This is a genomic window from Novosphingobium sp. (assembly GCF_030696665.1).
In the GTDB taxonomy this organism is placed as follows: domain Bacteria; phylum Pseudomonadota; class Alphaproteobacteria; order Sphingomonadales; family Sphingomonadaceae; genus Novosphingobium.
On sequence record NZ_JAUYRV010000014.1, the window covers coordinates 1 to 19,792 of the forward strand.

The window sequence follows — 19,792 nt, forward strand, 5'->3', positions numbered from 1 at the left end:
CACTCAATTTCCGCAAGGGCTTTTAGCAGACGTGCCTCGAAAACCAGCCCAAGTGGGAATACGCATCTTACCTGAAAGGTAGGGAGTGATGTATTAAGCAAAAGCCTCGCAGCATACTTGACTGTCAGGATATGTAGCAGAGCTTGGCGCCGCTTTCTTGGCCGCCGACCTTGGTCTGGCATTGGAGCCGCGCGCCGATCACGCTGCTTACCTTGGAAGTTGGATTCAGGTTCTGAAGAACGACCGCCGCGCGATCGTGCAGGCTGCCGCCCATGCCGAGCGTGCCGTTGCCTTTCTCCACACGCTGGCAAAGCCCGCTGCGCAGCAGGAGGCCGCGTGATAGACAATCTCGACACCCTGATCGTGGAGCGCGGCCTCGCCGCCTCCACCTACGTTCTCGACCTCAACCGCAGCCTGTCCGTGCCGCACGACTTTCAGCTCTCCCATCCGTGGAACCTCCCTTCGCGGCTCTTTCGGTTTCCGATCGAGGTCAGTGCAGGACTTGGTGAAGCGCCCCGGCGTATCGGTCTGATGCATCCGCTGCTCACCGATCATCCCTTTGTGCGTCACGTCGAGGAGGTGCTGGGCATCGCGCTTGCTCCCGGTGGCGCACCGAATGCCTATGGCGTGAGCAATGCCCACACCGGCCTGTGGTGGCATGCCGTCGATCTGGTCAGTGCCGGGCAATGGCGCGCGCTGCTCGAGACGCGGCGCTTTACCACCGACGAAGATATCGCCCGCGCCGTTGCCTATGGCCTTTCCTATTCGGCCCACGGCGGAAAGCGGCAAGGCTATCTTTCGGTGAGCGAAGCTCGCACGATCATGGGGGCGATGAATGCGGCTGAGCCTGCCGAGCGGTGCGGCTTGCTGGCCTTTTCACGCCCGATGCCTTGCCAGCCGGGCAAGGCTCCCGCGCACTGGCCAATCAATCACCCGGCGCTCGCTGCCAACGACGTGGCATGGGCCCTGATCCACGGCATCGAAAGCGGCTGGCTTGCCCATGATCGCGCCGGGTTCCTGCACTGGACCGAAGCCGGGCGCGAGCGCGACGCTGCGGGCGAGGCCGAAACATTCGTCACGGCCAGCGGTCAGGGTGCATTCGCGTTCTGACAGCTATGCAAGCCAGCGATGGAGACCGCCCCTTGTGGGCGGCCGTACTCCTGCCCACCCTCAGCCACCCTCGGGGCTTGCACGAACGGTCGCTGCCGCGATCGTTGCGGGTTACCACCCGTTTACGATCAGTGCGTTAGTTTGGGCGCATGGCGCAAATCCACGGCATCCCCTCCCGGCGCTCCCGCCCTCGCAAAGGCCGTGTGCCCTCTCCGAAACGCGCGCCGCGACGTGGCTGGAGTGTGGCCCAGATTCTGGGCCTTGCCGCCGGTGGCGGTCTGTTGTTCGGCGTGGGGTCTCTCGCCATGACGCCCGGTGGTACGACAAGCTTGATGTCGCGGCCGTCAGCCTGGGCTTTGCGCGTAAACGCGCGCCGCAAGGAGGTGACTACTGGTCACGGTGCGATGCGGCCCGCGCGGCGGGTACCGCGCCAATCTATCTGGGCGAGCCGGGCTATCGTGAGGGCCTCGACGGAGATGGCGATGGCGTCGCATGCGAGCCGTACCATTGACCGTGCAGCCGATGACCTTTGCCTCACTGGATTTTTGAACCAGCCTTTCGTCGGGTGATTCCATTGCCTGGAAAAGTACAGACCACGGTTAGCGCAAGCGGCCTAAGCCGATTTCTCCCTTGATCCGCTTGCCTTGCCGGAGTCTCCGCAAGCGCAGCGCTAAGCCGGTCTTGCCCGGTCCAGTCGGTGCTGCAACCCGGCTGCGCCGGGTCCTCCACTACCGTTGCGGCCCTTGGGGTGCACACCAACCTTTCCGACCGGGCGGGACGGCCTTTGCGCCGCTGCACTTACCATCATGGCAAGATGGCAGACGGCAGGAGGTTTCTCATGTCCCTTGCCCCACTTCGCTTCCTGCGCAGACTTTCTCCCCGAGCCCGTTGGACCGCCTGGCGCCGCCGCAAGGCCATGCAGGCAGCCGTCGATGCGTTGCCCCCCTTTCACCAGCAGGTCTTCCGGCTCTTGCGATTCGAGAATCTGTCGATCATGCAGACTGCGGAGCGGCTCGGGTACTCACCCGCCACGGTGGAAGCTGCCTTTGCCGAAATCCTGATTGCGCTTGTCCGCTCCGCCGATCCCTAGCGGGTTAGCACTATGCGATGGCTTGGACCGCCCGTTTCGGCAAGGACGCGGGTTCCACCACCCTACATCGGACGCTCGAAGCGGCTGTCACGAAGTTCAAATGCGCAGAAGCATCGCCTGGCGCCTCCCCGAGCAAGGCGCAGCACTATTCCGGCCAGGGAAGCAACTTGTAGAATTCTGCCACGACCGCAAACGTGTCGTCGAAGGGCGGCAGATCGGCAAGTTCGAGGCGCAACGTCTCCCATTCCATTTGGGCGCGTTCTCGAACTTCAGGATTGTCCAGAGAAGCTGCGTTCGGCAACAAGCCACGCGACTTGCACTTCTCTAACAGCGTTTCGAGAATTGCCGCTCTCGCCTCGGCGGAAGGGTGGTTTTCCCGCAGCAAAAACGCAATGTCGTATACGTCTTGCCGTCGATTGCGTCGACGAATGGGCTGCTGAAGCAGTGCCCGCAATTTTTCGGCGATCAACTCTTCGATCGTGAATGCCTGAACACCGATATTGGCATGGGTCAGGTGAAGCTCCTGAAACGCATATACCTGATCTCGGAAACTCACCTCAATCAACAGGGTACGTGCCGCTTTGCCCTTTGCCAGCAACTCTGCCTGTGCGGATCCGCGCTGAGCCGATCCGATCCGAATTTCCAGGGCAGGAAAGTCCGCTTCTTCGAAGAGTTCCGGGCGTGGTCGTCGCTTCACTCCCTGCACCCTGCAAAGGAGATCAAGGTAACCAAGACGGATCGCTGCCTGCGGAAGAGCCTTATCCAGTTCTTCGCGTAGCAATATGTCGAAGCCGTCAGGCGGTCCCATGGCGGTGAAGTCAACATCACCTGTCACACGAGCCGAGTGAAATGCGATCGCCATCAGTGTCCCTCCCTTGAGAACAAGGCTCTGCTTCAGGGTGGGCGCCAGACCAATCGCAGCGAGGACTATCTCTGTGACTTGCCTGTCGCGATGAAGTTGGGGATCACTTCGTGCAGCATCGACCCAGCCTCGGACGTCGACATCAACCACATCGACAGAGGCATCCTCGTGTTCAGACATTGAGGGCAATCATCCATTTTTCCGAAAACGTCGCGCCATACGGTGCGTGCGGATCGAGTTTACGCGAGCCGCCGCGCTGGGCAAACTGCACCCATTTCGCGGCAGCGTCACACTCCAGTTCGAGCCACTCCAGAAGAATGTAGCCAGCCCGAACTTTGACAATCGGGCTGTCAAAGTTGTCCACCGCGGTAGCGATGTCTTCCAGCCAATTCTCCGCATGCCTGTCAAAACAGTCGAGCACATGATGCATTCCGCCGCAAAGCTGCGGCTGGTCGAGCATGTCACAGAATATTCGTCCAATTGGAGCGATCCGGGCATGGTTGTCTGCGAGGGGGGTCGGCTCTGCAGGGTGCTTGCTTTCATGGACGACAACAGGACGACGGCGAACAATTGGCGCGCAGCCAATTCGGGCTAGGGTCGGGACTTCGCCGGGTGCGCGATCTCCAAATAGCATCTGCGTCTTTTCCTCACGCAGAACCGTCCACAAGGCTCGGCTTGGCGTCGTTATATGCAAACTCTCAGGCGCGCGCTCTGTAATGCCAAAGCGATGCATAGCTGAAAGGTGGGATATGTAAGCGAATGGATCCACCAGACAGATCGCCTCTTCAGCGCTTGCTGACTGCAATGCGCCTACGACGTGCCAGACGCCGGTCCGAAAATCGTCGTCGGGGACCAGGGCTTTGCGCTTTGCCAGCGTTCGGATCATTGCTCTCGCCTGTTGCGCATGCCAGAAAGATGGCACACGACTGACTTTACGCCCCGCATATTCCCCAGTTTCAACGATGGGTGATGCAAGGCGATAAAGCGAGAATTCAGTGACGAGTGGCAAGCCACTGTCTTCGATCGCCTGCGCGATTGCTTGGCTAAAGTAAGTCAATGCAGCACCACCGGTTATACGTCCTTAGGACGTATAACCGGTGGTGCATGCCATGTCTAGACCTTCGCAAGAACTCAGTCGCGTTGACTTATGCACGGCGGCATGTCATACGTCCTTAGGACGTATGACATGCCGCCGATGTCAAAATTGGAAAAACACCAGGACACCTTACCTTCTACGCCAAACATGAAATGGCGCTTCGCGCCACCTGTGCAGATATAGCATTTCAAGGTGTGAACCCACAGTATCAAGACATTTCCATCGGCAAATCAAATCAATCAAGTGCGCTCCGGAGGCCACATGAAGCAGCGCTATACCCGCGAGGAATTCTACGAGCTCGTCTGGTCCAAGCCATTGACGCATCTCGCCAAGGATTTCAGTCTGTCAGATGTGGCGCTGCATAAAATTTGCCGAAAGCATGACATCCCCAATCCACCACTGGGTTGGTGGGCGAAGCACGCCGCCGGGCACAAGGTGAAGCGAACGCCATTGCCCAAACTGAAATCCGGGATTTCGGATACCGTAGTGATTGCGGGCGGCGAATTACGCAGGGAGCCGGACGAGATCGCAAGCGCGCGCGAGCAGGCCCGTATCCGCGCATCGGAAGTCGAGGTTGCAGCAGACGCGCCGGCGCATCCCATCGTCACAAAATCCATCGCCAAGCTCCGGACGGCAAAGCCGAGCCCGTTCGGGCTGGTTTCGGTTTCACAACACGGTCTTATCGCCATCGAGATTGCGTCGGCATCAATCGACCGGATCGAGACATGCTTGAATCGGATTGTCGCTGCTGCCCGGCTGCAAGGGTTTGAGCTGAGCGGCAAAGGTGAGCGGGCTGCGTTCACCGACGGTGTGGTGACGATACCTTTCAGTCTCAAGGAGGCTGTAAAGCGATCGAAGCACGTGCCGACGGAACAGGAGCTGGCCGACGAGGAGAAACGGCGCAAGCAACGGGACCGCCGCTGGGCGCGGAACAGCTTGGATTCAATTGTCGGCTTTACCTTCAGCAATCCATGGCCCGAATGGGATCACAGTCCGACAGGCCAGGTGGCGTTCGAAATGGACGTTTACCTGCGATATTCATCCCAGATCCGCCGTTCGTTCAAGGATGCCAAGATCCAGCGCCTTGAAAACATGGCCGCCGACATCGCCGTCGCCATAGCCGTGCTTGGCGCTGCCATGAGAGAGGACGACCGCAAGGCTGAAGAGGCACGGCTTCGGGAAGAGGAGGCGACCCGCCGTCGGATCGAGGCCAAGCGGCGCGCCTACATTGAGGACCGTCGATCCAAGGTCCTCGGCGAAGTGTTTGCTCGCCTGGAGCGGCGCGACCAGTTGCGGCTCGTAATTTCGCAACTCACGGCAGAGCTTGGGCACGACGATTCTGCCCGCACCGTTGAATTCGTCCGTTGGGCTCGCGACGTGCTCGAACGGGCCGAGCAAAGAATGTCTGTCGCCGGACTCGAGGCACTTTTTGAAACAGAACATGTCTTCGGCGAGGACGATGATCGCGGCTTCTATCCGTCCGTCGGTGGGTGGTAGGTAACTGTGATGGTGGCGACGAGATGAGCCATCGCGAGGGGCTTAATGACGGCGTCGCCTGCGCGCCGCACGATGGCGGTTCGGGACGTTGGCGAAGAGCCATTGGCGCTCTAGGGGGACACCCCCGCCGCCGCCGGAAAAAAGACCGTATTACTGGCTAAGCGGAGAACGCAGCGGGAGCGCGAGGAAACTGGCTTCTCTATCCTGCCACCGAGTATCAGCAATACCGGCAAACGCATCGCACAGCCGGTTTTGCCGGATCCGGTCGGCGCCGAGCCCCCGATGCCGATGTTGATAGCGGCCTTCTGAAAGCCATATTCTCGAAGGTGGTAACAAGGATGCTATCGGTGACTCAAACGGGGTGATAAGAGAGCTCAAAGGGTGCTGCTGGAATCGCACCCGCTCCAGAATGCAGGCCAATTTTCTTGGGGGCTTTTTCGGGGGCATGTCTCAAAAATCACATCGGCCTTTCGATTAAGTATCAGATATATAAGCGATTTTCGCGGTTCCGTCCCCGGGCACCACTTCTCCCGCATGAACCGCGCTTTGTGCTTGTGCTTCGACAGGCTCAGCATGAGCGGGTCACGGTGCAGACCCCGGTTCTTAATCCCCGCCTATCCTGAGCTTGCCGAAGCCCGGTCATCCTGAGCTTGTCGAAGGAGGCCCCATCAGCCTTTCGGGCCAAAGCGGGGTTGCTGGTATTCGGGGCGCAGCCAGCGCACGGTGCCGGCTTTTTCCTCGGCGGCGCGGGTGGCGTTGAGCGCGACGAGGCGGGCGACCACTTCGGACGGGGGCAGGTTATCCGGCCAGCCATAGGCAGCGGCCACGGCAGCATCGATCTGTTCGTGCAGACGCGCCACGATGCCGACGCGGGCGGCGCTGGCGCGCTCCACCTCGATCAGATCGGTCAGTTGCCCGGCGCGCTGCCGATCGCGCAAGTTGTAGATCTCGGTCATGGTCAGCTTCGGCACTTCGGCCAGCGCCGCCTTGCGCGTGGCGTCCAGTTCCTCGGCCAGTTCGGCAATGACGGCGCGCTGCGCAGGCGTAGCGTCGGGGAAGGGGAATGGGTCGAAGACTTGACCCTTGTTATAACGAGGCCGATCTTCAAGCGTTGCACCCGTCTGCCTCGCCCACTCGCAATGGATTCGCGAAGACAGCACTCCAAGGCAAAACGCATCATCAAGGGCGATCGCAATTATTTCGTGGTTGGGTACAAGTTCGACTGCCAGAAACTGGAACACCCGATGCTTTGCCGTTCGGGTTGTTGCTATGTACCTTTCGATATCTAGAAGCGTTGGACGAAAGGTGAATCTTGGCTCTGCGAAGACCCACCAGCGCCGTTTTAGCGCTGGTCGGCGGTTTTCATCCCGCTCTGGCTTAACCTTTGCCAAAACGTGCTGATAGCAAGCGGGAAAACGTTTGCGCGCCTGCACTTCAGACAAATGGGCAAAATCGATAACATACTCATCCAACGGGCGCTTCAGCAATTCACCGCCGCCGATATGTGGACGCACCACTTTGCGAGCATCTTCGCCATCATCGCGGATAAACTTCTCAGCCTCGGACTTTGTGATCTTAAAACCCATCCCCGCCAACATCATACCGTTGCAGGATAACCCACTATTGGCTTTTAGGGGGACGGCGAAGCTGACATCAGTACCCACCGAAAGGTCGAGGTTGATCCGCCCCAAGGTTTCCCGTTCGTCTAGGTCTGGATTGTCTGTATCGAGCCCCGCTTCTCGGGTAATTTCCACGAGACTGCCATCGCTTTCACCGCGCGCCGCCACGGTCATAGCGATCCGAACGGCGGCAGCATCGCGCGTTGCCTTGGTCCACGGATGATCCGGGATAGCCAGCGTGAGCGAAAGATCGCCGCTTTTCAGATAGGGCTCCATTACCCGCCGGTTGAACGACCCGGTGATACTGTTGGTGGTGACAAAGCCGAACCGTGCCAGCGGGGTGTCCTTTGACAGCAGGATGTCTGCTGCCCGGTCCCACCACTGCATCACGAAATCGGCGCTCTTGGGAACGCGCGGGTTGGCCTTCCACAGCGCCTCGACATAGTCGTCGCCCAAGGCGTTGCGCATCTGGGAACCCTTGCCGATAAACGGCGGATTGCCCACGATGAAATCGGCTTCGGGCCAATCGGGGATCATCGGGTGGTCGGTGTCCGGCTCTCCGGTGGGCTTGCGGCGCAGCACCGCGTCATACCCCGCATGACCGCCGAAATTGATGTTGCCGAACTGTTTGAGCACCGGTTCGGGCGCGGCGGCGGGATCGTTCTTCATGCGCCAGCGCAGCCAGCCGATCCACAGCACCAGTTCGGCAATCACCGCCGCGCGCGGATTCAGCTCCAGCCCCAGAAATTGCTGCGGCCCCACCTTGGGCAAGGCATGTCCGCCCAGCTGGCGGATCGTTTCAATCACGTCCCCTTCCAGCCGCATCAGGTTTTCCATCGCCACATACAGGAAGTTGCCGGTGCCGCACGCGGGATCGAGAATGCGCAAAGATGCCAGCCGGGCGTGGAAAGCGTGGGCGGCGGAGAGCATGGCATCCTTCTCCCCTTCAGGGGAGAGGGCCGGGGTGTGGGGGACTGCGAGCGCTGCGTGTGCCGCCCCCACACCCAACCCTCTCTCCTGAAGGGCAGACGGCTTCTGGATGGCCTCCCATTCGGCGTCCAGCACGTCCATGATGGTGGCCTGCACCAGCCGTTCCACATAAGGGCGCGGGGTGTAGTGTGCGCCCAGCTTGGCGCGTTCGCTGGCCGTCAGCGCCTGTTCCAGCAGGGTGCCGAAGATGGCGGGTTCCACCTTGGTCCAGTCTGCCTTGGCCGCTTCGAGCAATTCGCCGCGATCCGCGGTAGACAGGCTGAAGGTCTGTGCCGAAGCGAACAGGCCGCCGTTGAAATAGCGCACATCGCCGCCGATGGCCGAGGCATAGCGTTCCCCGCCTGCACGCCCCATCACGCCCCACAACTGGCGCAGTTCGGGTTCGAACGCGGCTTCATTGGCCACGGCCTTTTCCAGAAAGCCCGAAAAGCTGTCCTTGGGCAGCAGCCCCACGTCTTCGGCAAACATGCAGAAGACAATGCGCATCAGGAACAGTGCGGTTTCCTCGATCGCAAGGCTGCGTTCGCTGTCGCTGGCCTGCGCGGTGCGGGCGCGCTGCGTGCCCTCCAGCCATTTGGAAACATCGGCCAACCGCCGCGCGATGCCGCGCGATACTTCGGCAGAGCGGGCGCGCGGATCGATCCGGGCGGGATCGGTCCAGATCGCGCGGAACGTATCCTGCACCGCCGCATCAGCAAAGCGGTGCAGTTCGAACCGGTAGGAATGCTGATCAGGGAAATGGCCATAGCCGCGCCCGTTGCCCGACCAATCGAAATAGACCTCGAACGCGCGGCCCACATCGCAAACGATAAGGAAGGGCGGCCACGGGTGATTGCCGGGCAGGTTCACAGCATAGCGCTTTGCCTGAGACAAAGCATCGCGCATCAGCCGGTCATAGGGCGCGCCTGCGGGTGATGTGGGCGCGGTTTGCGCCACATCGAACAGTTGCGGCTGCAGTCTTTCGGCAGCGGGTAGGCGCGATTGTTTGGCCTCAAGGATAAAGCAGCCGCGCTTGTACAGATCGATCGCGCCGGTGCTGCCCCCTGCCCCGCCGCCGGGCACCGGACCTTCGAACTGGTATTGGCCCAGCACCCCGCCGGTGGCAACGCCCGGTTCAGGCAAATCGAGCGCCGAGCAGAAATCGTTGATGAACTGCGCATAGTTGGCGCGTTCGGCCCCGCCGGTAACGCCGAGCCATTTGCCGATGAATGCGTCAATCTGCATGTCTGAAACAAAAACCCCTGTTTGCACACGGGCATAGACCGGGGGTGCATGATCGCCAAGAGCTTCGCTTGACCACCACAGTCGGCACTTGCCCTGGCGGGGCGGGCCATGCCACCGCACGCAGGCAAGCCCCTACCCCGATCAATAATCGATCGACAGGACGTGCTTCACTTCGTTTGATTTGAACCCAATGGCCGAGGGGTACTGCAATCCGGCCAGCGCAGCCACATCATACAGTTCGCGCACCACGCCGCCCACGCGCACCCAGCCGGTCATGTCGCCGCTTTCCAGATTGATCACGGCCAGCCCGCACCGCGCCTCGGTATCGCGCTGGGCCAGCGCGCTTTCCAGCGGGAGGCCGGAGAATGTCCGGTTATCGCGCGGCAGCGAAAGGCCGATCACCGCGTGGCCGGCCACGAAGGCCATGCCGCGCGCAAACCCCGGCACAAAGGCAACCGGCACGAAGGAACCGGCCGTCTGGTCAACAAAGCCGAATTCACCCGTGCCCGAATTGAGCAGCCACAGCTTGCCGCCATACAAGCGCGGCGAATGCGGCATCGACAACCCGCCGAGGACGATTTCTCCGCTGGCAACATCGATCACGATGCCGCCATCAACGCGGCGATCACGCCAGCCGTCTGCCGTGTCTGACCGCGAAACGGCAGTGACGAAACGCGGCGCACCGTCTTCCAGCGCCATGCCGTTCAGGTGGCAGCGGTCTTCGGCGGCGTAGCGGGAAATGAACGGCGGTTTCCACAGCGGTTTGAAGCTGTACCCTTCGCTGACGGTGGCGATGCAATTGAACAGCGTGTTGATGAAGATGGGCTGGCCATCCTTGCCAAAGCCGATGTCATGAATATCCAGATCGCCCGTTACCCAGCTTTGATGCGGAGCGAACGCGGCGTCCATGCCATCGGCGTTGCGCGCGCCATCGGGCAGGATATTGTCGAGCCGGTGGACCTGATATTCCGAAGCGAGCAGGATTGATCGGCCATTGCCGCTGACACCCATGCCCATGCACCGCGCAAAAGTGCGTTCGAAGACCGAGCTTTTTCCATCAGGCTTTACGCCGAGGAAGAACACCTTGCCGGCCTGATAAGTGGTGAATGCCAGGCTATACTTTACCGAGGCCAGCCATTCCGGGAAATGACGTGACGTAACAAGCGAAAATGCTTCGCCCGCATGGTCAACAGGCGAAGTCTGTTCAGCACTATCGATAAGCGGCTTGTCATCCATAAGTTAAGAGACCGAAAATCATATATAAAATCCAATGTTTTGCTTAAAGCGCAGTCACGGTTTACGCGGGAATCATTTGACAAAATGACCGTGTCAAGTGATCCCGGCATTAACCGTTTTTTAACAGTGAGTGAAGTTCAATGTCGGCGCCAACCATCGACTTTGCGGGGCTGACATCAAGCCAGGGCTTCATCATTCAGGGTGATGTGGCTGGCGATCAGGCGGGCTATAGTGTTTCGTCCGCCGGTGACATCAATGGTGATGGCTTTGCCGACCTGATCGTGGGTGCGCCATTTGGTGCTAATGGCGGAAGTAACGCCGGTGAGGCTTATGTCATCTTCGGCAAGGCCGGAACCACCCGCCCCGCAATCGACCTCACCAACCTTGCTGCGACTGACGGCTTCATCGTGCAAGGCAATGCGGCGGGCGACTATGCCGGGCTGAACGTCGCGTCGGCGGGTGACATCAACGGCGATGGCCTTGCCGACATGATCATCGGCGCGCCCTATGGCGGCGCTGGTGCCGGTGAGACTTATGTCATCTTCGGCAAGGCCGGAGCCACGCGCGCCAACATCGACCTGACCAGCCTTGACGCGAGCGACGGATTTATCATCCAGGGCGATGTGGCCGGTGATTCCGCAGGGTGGAGCGTCTCATCAGCCGGTGACACCAACGGCGATGGCTTTGCCGACCTGATCGTCGGCGCGCCTTATGGCGGGGCATATGCCGGCAAGGCCTATGTCGTTTTCGGCAAAGCCGGGGCCACGCGCGCCACTATCGACCTGACCAGCCTTGCGGCCAGCGATGGCTTCAGCATTCAGGGCGATGCGACAGGGGATCAGGCAGGCTTCAGCGTATCATCCGCAGGCGACATCAACGGCGATGGCTTTGCCGACGTGATCGTGGGCGCGCCAACTGGCGATAATGGCGGCACGCATGCCGGTGAGGCCTATGTCATCTTCGGCAAGGCCGGAGCCACGCGCACCAACATCGACCTGACCACCCTGACAGCGGGCGAAGGCTTCATCATTCAGGGCGATGCGGCAGGCGATCAGGCAGGCCGCACCGTATCATCAGCGGGCGACATCAACGGCGATGGCATTGCCGATCTGATCGTCGGCGCGTCTGGCGGCGACGATGGCGGCAGCGATGCCGGTGAAGCTTATGTCATCTTCGGCAAGGCCGCAGCGACGCGCGCCAATATCGACCTCAGCGCCCTTTCAGCCAGCGACGGCTTCGTCATTCAGGGCAATGTCGCGGGCGATCAGGCCGGATTCAGCGTTTCGTCAGCGGGCGACATCAACGGCGATGGCATTGCCGACCTGATCGTCGGCGCACCCTTGGGCGACAACGGCGCGGTTGATGCAGGCGACGCTTATGTCATCATCGGCAAAGCCGGGGCCACCCGCGCCAATATCAGCCTGACCACGCTTGCCGCTGGCGACGGCTTCATCATCCAGGGCGATGGCGCGGGTGATCAGGCGGGCCGCAGCGTCGCCGCAGCGGGCGACACCAACGGCGATGGCTTTGCCGACCTGATCATCGGCGCGCCCCGTGGCGATGATGGCGGCAGCGATGCGGGTGAGGCCTATGTCATCTATGGCCGCGCGGGTTTGGGGTTGGCACCCGTGGTTGCCGATGACAGCTTCACCGCGGTTCAGGACCAGATCGCGACATATGCGACGTTCCAGTTGCTCGGCAACGACGCCAGCGCATTCCCGCTGACGATCTCCGAAGTCAGCAATGCGACGGGCGGCACCGTGGTGCTCAACGCCGATCAGACCATCAGCTTCACCCCGACCGGGGGCTTCACCGGCACCGCCGGGTTCGATTACACAGCGTCTGACGGCACGCAGAGCGATAGCGGGCACGTCACGATCACCGTCGCCGCGCCGGTGGCGGCGAAGACGATTGACCTTAGCGGACTGACTTCGAGCCAGGGTTTCATCATTCAGGGTGATGTGGCTGATGATCGGGCAGGCTTCAGCGTTTCGTCAGCGGGCGACATCAACGGCGATGGTTTTGCAGACCTCATCATCGGTGCGCCCCGTGGGGACAATGGCGGCAGCAACGCTGGCGAGGCCTATGTCATCTTCGGCAATGCCGGGACTACCCGCGCCAATATCGACCTGACCTCCCTTGCTGCGAGTGACGGTTTCATCATTCATGGCAATGCTGGCGATGATCAGGCGGGCTCCAGCGTCTCGTCGGCGGGCGACATCAACGGCGATGGCTTTGTCGATCTGATCGTTGGCGCTCGCTTTGGTGACAATGGCGGCAGCAATGCTGGCGAGGCTTATGTCATCTTCGGCAAGGCCGGGGCAACTCGCGCCAACATTGACTTGACCAGCCTTACCGCGAGTAACGGCTTCATCATCCAAGGCGACGAGGGTGGTGATCGGGCAGGATATAGCGTATCATCGGCAGGAGACGTCAATGGCGACGGCTTTGCAGACCTGATCGTCGGTGCGGATGCTGGCGACAATGGCGGCACCAATGCCGGTGAGGCCTATGTCATCTTCGGCAAGACCGGGGCTACCCGCGTCGATATCGACCTCACTTCTCTGGCCGCGATTGACGGCTTCATCATCCAAGGCGATGTGGCTGGTGATTACGCAGGCCGCAGCGTTTCGTCAGCAGGCGATATCAACGGGGATGGCTTTGCCGATATAGTTGTCGGAGCACCCTACGGTGACAATGGCGGCAACTATGCCGGCGAGGCTTATGTCATCTTCGGCAAAGCCGGGGCCACCCGCGTCGATATCGACCTTACCAGCCTTTCTGCAAGTGACGGCTTCATCATTCAGGGCGATTTGGCTAGTGATCTTGCAGGCTGGAGCGTTGCTTCGGCAGGTGACATCAACGGTGATGGTATTATCGATCTGACCGTCGGGGCGTTGGGAGGCGAGGCATATGTCGTCTTCGGAAAGACCGGAGCCACGCGCGCTGATATCGATCTCACTTCCCTTTCGGCGAGCGACGGCTTCAAAATCCAGGCCAATGCCTCTAATGATCAGGCGGGCCGGAGTGTATCGTCGGCAGGCGATATCAACGGCGATGGTTTTGCCGATCTCATCGTCGGTGCGCCCCGTGGCGACAACGGCGGCAACAATGCCGGTGAGGCCTATGTCATTTTCGGAAGGGCGGGAGCCGCCCGCGCCAATATCGACCTGAACAGCCTTACCGCGAGTGACGGCTTCATCATTCAAGGCGACGCCCCTTCTGATCGGGCAGGCCAAAGCGTTGCTTCGGCGGGCGACATCAACGGCGACGGCTTTGCCGATCTGATCGTTGGCGCGCTCTATGGCGACAACGGCGGCTCCTCTGCCGGTGAGGCCTATGTCATCTATGGCCGCGCGGATTTCGGGTCCGCGCCGGTGGCCGGGGATGACAGCCTGACAGCGGTTCAGGACCAGACCGCGACACTTGCGGCGTTCCAATTGCTCGGCAACGATGTCAGTGCGTTCACGCTGACCGTCAGCGCGGTCAGCAATGCCACGGGCGGCACCGTGGTGCTTAACGCCGACAAGACCATCACCTTTACCCCCACTGCCGGGTTCACCGGCACCGCCGGTTTCGACTACACTGCCTCCGATGGCGTGCAGGGCGATACCGGACACGTCACGATCACCGTCTCCGCGCCACTGGCCGCCAAGACCATTGACCTCACCGGACTGACATCGAGCCAGGGCTTCATCATTCAGGGTGATTTGCCGGGTGATCAGGCGGGCACTGTTTCATCAGCGGGCGACATCAACGGCGATGGTTTTGCCGATTTTATCGTCGGTGTGCGCTATGGCGACAATGGCGGGATCAATGCCGGAGAGGCCTACGTCATCTTTGGCAAAGCAGGGGCCGCGCGTGCGAATATCGACCTGACCAGCCTTGCCGGGGGCGACGGATTTATCATTCAGGGTGATGTGGCTGGTGATCAGGCAGGCTTTAGCGTTGCGGCAGCAGGCGACATCAACAGCGATGGCTTTGCTGACCTGATCGTCGGCGCGGGTCGTGGCGATAATGGTGGGGCCGATGCAGGCGAGGCCTATGTCATCTTCGGCAAGGCGGGGGCCACTCGCGCCAATATCGACCTCACCTCGCTTGCTGCAAGCGATGGCTTCATCGTTCAGGGTGACGTGGCTGGTGATTACGCAGGCCAGAGCATCGCTTCAGCGGGCGACATCAACGGAGATGGCTTTGCCGACATGATCGTCGGTGCACTTGCTGGCGACAACGGAGGGGCCGCTGCCGGTGAGGCTTATGTCATCTTCGGCAAGGCCGGAGCCACCCGCACCAATATCGACCTGACCAGCCTTGCGGCTGCCGACGGTTTCATCATTCAGGGCGACGTGGCTGGTGATCTGGCGGGCAGCAGCGTCTCGTCAGCAGGGGATATCAACGGCGATGGCTTTGCCGATCTGATCGTAGGCGCGCCGCGTGGCGACAATGGTGGCGCCGATAGCGGCGAAGCCTATGTCATCTTTGGCAAGGCCGGGGCCACCCGCACCAATATTGACCTGACTTCCCTCGCGGCGGCGGACGGCTTCATCATTCAGGGCGATGTGGCTGGTGATTACGCAGGCCAGAGCGTCTCGTCAGCAGGGGATATCAACGGCGATGGCTTTGCCGACCTGATCGTTGGCGTGCGCCGAGGCGACAATGGTGGTGCCGATAGCGGTGAGGCTTATGTCATTTTCGGCAAGGCCGGGGCCACCCGCACCAATATCGACCTGACCTCCCTCGCGGCTGCCGACGGCTTCATCATCCAGGGGGATGTAGCTGGTGATGAGGCAGGCAACAGCGTCTCGTCAGCAGGCGATATCAACGGCGATGGCTTTGCCGATCTGATTGTAGGCGCGCACCGTGGCGACAACGGTGGCACCTATAGCGGCGAGGCTTATGTCATCTTCGGTAAAGCCGGGGCCACCCGCGCAAACATTGACCTCACCAGTCTTGCTGCGAGCGACGGCTTCGTCATCCAGGGCGATGTCGCGGGCGATTTCGCAGGCCGAAGCGTCTCGTCTGCAGGCGACATCAATCGCGACGGTTTTGCAGACCTGATCCTTGGCGCGCCTCTTGGCGACAATGGCGGCAGTGCTGCGGGTGAGGCTTATGTCATCTATGGCCGCGCAGATTTCGGTTCCGCCCCAGTTGCCGGGGATGACGCGCTGACAGCGGTTCAGGACCAGACCGCGACATATGCGGCGTTCCAGTTGCTCGGCAACGATGCCAGCGCGTTCACGCTGACGGTCAGCGCGGTCAGCAATGCAACCGGCGGCACCGTGGTGCTCAACGCCGACAAGACCATCAGCTTCACCCCGACCGCTGGCTTCACCGGCATCGCCGGATTCGATTACACCGTCTCGGACGGCGTGCAGGGCGATACCGGACACGTCACGATCACCGTCGCCGCGCCGGTTGCCGCCAAGACCATCGACCTCACCGGGCTGACATCAAGCCAAGGCTTCATCATTCAGGGTGATGAGGCAGGTGATGAGGCAGGCCTTAGCGTTTCCTCGGCGGGCGACATCAACGGAGACGGCTTTGCCGATCTGATCGTCGGCGCGCCCTATGGTGATAATGGCTACACCGGTGCTGGCGAAGCCTATGTCATCTTCGGCAAGGCCGGGGCCGCTCGCGCCAACATCGACCTCACCTCACTTACGGCCAGCGAAGGCTTTATCATCCAGGGCGATGCCGCGGGTGACTACGCAGGCCGGAGCGTGTCGTCAGCGGGCGACGTCAATGGTGACGGCTTTGCTGACCTGATCGTGGGCGCGCCCAGCGGCTCTAATGGTGGAGTTGGCGCGGGCGAGGCCTATGTCATCTTCGGCAAGGCCGGGGCCACCCGCGCCAACATAGACCTCACCAGTCTGGCCGCTGCCGACGGTTTCATCATTCAGGGCGATGTGGCATTTGATCGGACAGGCTCCAGCGTTTCATCAGCAGGCGACATCAACGGCGATGGCTTTGCCGACCTGATCGTTGGTGCAACTCGAGGCGACAATGGCGGCACCGATGCCGGTGAGGCTTATGTCATCTTCGGCAAGGCCGGGGCCACCCGCGCCAACATCGACCTCACCAGCCTCGCCGCTGCCGACGGCTTCATCATTCAGGGCGATGTCGCCTACGATTTCGCAGGCCGGAGCGTTTCGTCGGCGGGCGACATCAACGGCGACGGCTTTGCCGACATGATCGTCGGCGCGTCTGGAGGCGACAATGGCGGCATTTATGCTGGCGAGGCTTATGTCATCTTTGGCAAGGCAGGGGTCACCCGCGCAAACATCGACCTCACTTCTCTTGCGGCTGCCGACGGCTTCGTCATTCAAGGCGATGTGGCGGGTGATGAGGCAGGCTTCAGCGTTTCGTCGGCTGGCGACATCAATGGTGACGGCTTTGCCGACCTGATCGTGGGTGCGTCCAGTGGCGACGATGGCGGCACCAATGCCGGTGAGTCCTATGTCATCTTCGGCAAAGCGGGAGCCACGCGCGCCAATATCGACCTCACCAGCCCTTCCACAAGTGACGGCTTTATCATTCAGGGCGATGTCGCGGGTGATAGTGCAGGCTTCAGCGTCTCGACAGCGGGTGACATCGACGGCGATGGCTTTGCCGATCTGATCGTCGGCGCACTCAATGGCGGCAATGGCGGCAGCAATGCTGGCGAGGCCTATGTCATCTTCGGCAAAGCGGGAGCCACGCGCGCTGATGTCGACCTCACCAGCCTTTCCACGAGTGACGGCTTTATCATTCAGGGCGATGTCGCGGGTGATCAGGCTGGGCGTTCGGTTTCATCGGCAGGCGACATCAACGGCGACGGTTTTGCCGATCTGATCGTCGGTGCCCCCTTGGGCGACGATGGCGGCACCAATGCCGGCGAAGCCTATGTCATCTACGGCAGCGCAGACATCGGGCGTACCAACGACGCGCCGACTGCCGCGCCGGTAACGCTTGCCGCCATCGATGAAGACAGCGGCGCGCGGATCATCACGGCGGCTGAACTGCTCGTCGGCGCTACCGATGTCGACAGCCCGGCGCTGGCCATCACCTTGCTCACCCTGATTTCGGGCAATGGCACACTGGTAGCCAACGGCGATGACACTTGGACCTATACCCCGGCGGCCAACGACGATACCGCCGCAGAGTTCGCCTACACCGTCTCGGACGGCAGCCTGACTGCCAGCTCGACCGCCACCCTCGACATCACCCCGATCAATGACCAGCCGACAGTTACGTCCATCGAATCGCAGACTGCCAACGTGGGTGTGGCGTTCAGCTTCAACCCGAGCGCGTCGTTCAGCGATCCGGATACCGGCGACACCTTGATGTATTCGCTGGACTATACTGGGGGGGGTGTGCCGGGATGGCTTTCGATCATCGCAGGCACCGGCGAGTTGATCGGCACGCCGGGCACTGGTGATGTCGGAGAAACGTCATTTCTAGTGATGGCAATGGACCACTTAGGCCAGTTTGTCGTGCAGTATGTTCAACTGACCGTCGAGATATTGAACACGCCGCAAAGCTATGTCGGCACTGCCGGGGACGACATCTTCGTCGCTTCGACCAACGACACATGGACGGTCGATGGCATGGAAGGCAACGACGACATCACCACGCTGGACGGCAACGACACGTTCATTGCCGGCAAGGGTAACGATATTTTCCGCTCCGGCGGCGGCGATGATCTGTTCACCTTCTCAGGGTCGGCAACGGCGAACGGATTTGATTTGATCAACGGTGAAAGCGGCACTGACGAAGTGCGCGCGCTGGCAAACAATACGGTCATCGGACTGACGTGGATCGACAATGTCGAACTGATCACTGCCAACGGCAAGACCGGCGTCTCTGTGCGCGGTTCGGCCGATGACGACTTCTTCGATTTCTCCGGATCGACGCTGGTCGGGATCACATCGATCAAGGCTGGTGCAGGCGCGGATTATGTCGTGGGGTCGAACGGAAACGACACCATCGAAGGGGAGGCCGGTAACGATACGATTTTCGGTGGTGACGGGAACGACGTGTTCGTGGTCAAAGCCGGTGCCGGTTTTGACAGCTACATCGGTGGCAACGGTATCGACACGATCCGGGTGGCATCAGCCAACACGAAGATCAGCGGCCTCGACATGGCGGGCATCGAATTCATCGACACCGACGGATTTGCGAACGTTTCGATAGTTGGCGACGATGCGGCCAACAATATTGACCTGGGCGGGATCACCGTCGTTGGGACAGTTGTGGCGATCAACGCTGGCGCAGGGGCAGACATCATCTTGGGGACGAGCGGAGATGATACCGTCGACGGCGGGACCGGCAATGATCAGCTAGTGGGCGGCGACGGCAACGACGTGTTCCTGATCAAAGGCGGTGCCGGCTTCGATACCTTTGATGGTGGCAACGGCATTGATATAGTCCGAGCAGCATCGGCAAACGTGAAGATCAGCGGCTTGAACATGTATGATGTCGAATTCATCGACGCCGATGGGTTCGCGAACGTCTCGATCATCGGCGACAGCGCGGACAATTTCATCAACCTTTTCGGGATCATCATATTTGGGACGGTTGCGATCGATGGCGGCTCCGGCAATGACACGATCTTCGGTTCGGACAGCAACGATGTCATCAAGGCTGGTGTCGGCAAGGATATCCTGACCGGTCACTTGGGCGACGACGTGTTCGATTTCGACGCCACATTCCACAGCGGCGCGGGAACGGCAAAGGCCGACACCATTGCCGACTTCATGCAAGGGTTCGACACCATCGACCTCAGCACCATCGATGCTAGCAGCGTGGATGTCGGCAACAACGACTTCACCTTCATCGGCGATGCCGCGTTCGGAGGCATCGCGGGCGAACTGCGCTATGACACAGCGGTAAGTCCGGGGATGACAGTGGTTTACGGCGACACCAATGGTGATGGAAGGGCCGACATGGAAATCCGTCTGACCGGCACCATCACGCTCACTGACTTAGACTTCATGCTCTGATCGCGGCGCACTATCCGGCCGGTCGTGCTGAAAAGGTCGCGGGGTCGTCCACGTCCGTTTTGGCTTCGCTTTAATGATGCGTGCGGG

Annotated in this window: 10 protein-coding genes; 6 read left to right on the top strand and 4 right to left on the bottom strand. The window is 60.8% G+C overall.

The window, feature by feature from the left end:
• Positions 1–121: 121 nt before the first annotated feature.
• The 4 genes from Q8R81_RS02915 to Q8R81_RS02930 all read left to right on the top strand — a co-directional run bounded on the left by Q8R81_RS02915 (position 122) and on the right by Q8R81_RS02930 (position 2,200).
• Positions 122–340 (top strand): zincin-like metallopeptidase domain-containing protein, encoded by a 219-nt coding sequence (locus Q8R81_RS02915; RefSeq protein ID WP_305616095.1) that lies wholly within the window; start codon positions 122–124, stop codon positions 338–340.
• On the top strand, positions 337–1,110 hold the full coding sequence (locus Q8R81_RS02920) for a hypothetical protein (RefSeq protein WP_305615945.1): 774 nt from the start codon (positions 337–339) through the stop codon (positions 1,108–1,110). Before Q8R81_RS02915 ends, Q8R81_RS02920 begins: the two co-directional genes overlap by 4 nt.
• Positions 1,001–1,621 (top strand): excalibur calcium-binding domain-containing protein, encoded by a 621-nt coding sequence (locus Q8R81_RS02925; RefSeq protein WP_305615946.1) that lies wholly within the window; start codon positions 1,001–1,003, stop codon positions 1,619–1,621. Before Q8R81_RS02920 ends, Q8R81_RS02925 begins: the two co-directional genes overlap by 110 nt.
• A 405-nt stretch (positions 1,622–2,026) precedes the next feature.
• Entirely contained in the window at positions 2,027–2,200 is a 174-nt protein-coding gene (locus Q8R81_RS02930) for a sigma factor-like helix-turn-helix DNA-binding protein (protein ID WP_305615947.1), read from the top strand.
• 145 nt (positions 2,201–2,345) lie between these two features.
• On the opposite strand, the gene Q8R81_RS02935 is transcribed toward Q8R81_RS02930, so the two are convergent.
• Both Q8R81_RS02935 and Q8R81_RS02940 read right to left on the bottom strand, forming a co-directional pair.
• Positions 2,346–3,242 (bottom strand): nucleotidyl transferase AbiEii/AbiGii toxin family protein, encoded by an 897-nt coding sequence (locus Q8R81_RS02935; RefSeq protein ID WP_305615948.1) that lies wholly within the window; start codon positions 3,240–3,242, stop codon positions 2,346–2,348.
• Positions 3,235–4,119: a hypothetical protein gene (locus tag Q8R81_RS02940; RefSeq protein ID WP_305615949.1), complete on the bottom strand. Its 885-nt coding sequence runs from the start codon at positions 4,117–4,119 to the stop codon at positions 3,235–3,237. Before Q8R81_RS02940 ends, Q8R81_RS02935 begins: the two co-directional genes overlap by 8 nt.
• Before the next feature lie 300 nt (positions 4,120–4,419).
• On the opposite strand from Q8R81_RS02940, the gene Q8R81_RS02945 reads away from it, so the two are divergent.
• On the top strand, positions 4,420–5,655 hold the full coding sequence (locus Q8R81_RS02945; protein WP_305615950.1) for a hypothetical protein: 1,236 nt from the start codon (positions 4,420–4,422) through the stop codon (positions 5,653–5,655).
• Positions 5,656–6,323: 668 nt separating this feature from the next.
• On the opposite strand, the gene Q8R81_RS02950 is transcribed toward Q8R81_RS02945, so the two are convergent.
• Positions 6,324–9,488 carry a DNA methyltransferase gene (locus Q8R81_RS02950; protein WP_305615951.1) on the bottom strand — a complete coding sequence of 1,055 codons (3,165 nt, stop codon included), beginning with the start codon at positions 9,486–9,488 and terminating at the stop codon, positions 6,324–6,326.
• A 141-nt stretch (positions 9,489–9,629) separates the two neighbouring features.
• Positions 9,630–10,724 carry a TIGR03032 family protein gene (locus Q8R81_RS02955; RefSeq protein WP_305615952.1) on the bottom strand — a complete coding sequence of 365 codons (1,095 nt, stop codon included), beginning with the start codon at positions 10,722–10,724 and terminating at the stop codon, positions 9,630–9,632.
• 140 nt (positions 10,725–10,864) lie between these two features.
• Here Q8R81_RS02955 and Q8R81_RS02960 point away from each other — a divergent pair, with 140 nt between their 5' ends.
• Complete coding sequence (locus Q8R81_RS02960; RefSeq protein ID WP_305615953.1) at positions 10,865–19,705, top strand: cadherin-like domain-containing protein; 8,841 nt, start codon at positions 10,865–10,867, stop codon at positions 19,703–19,705.
• Positions 19,706–19,792 lie beyond the last annotated feature (87 nt).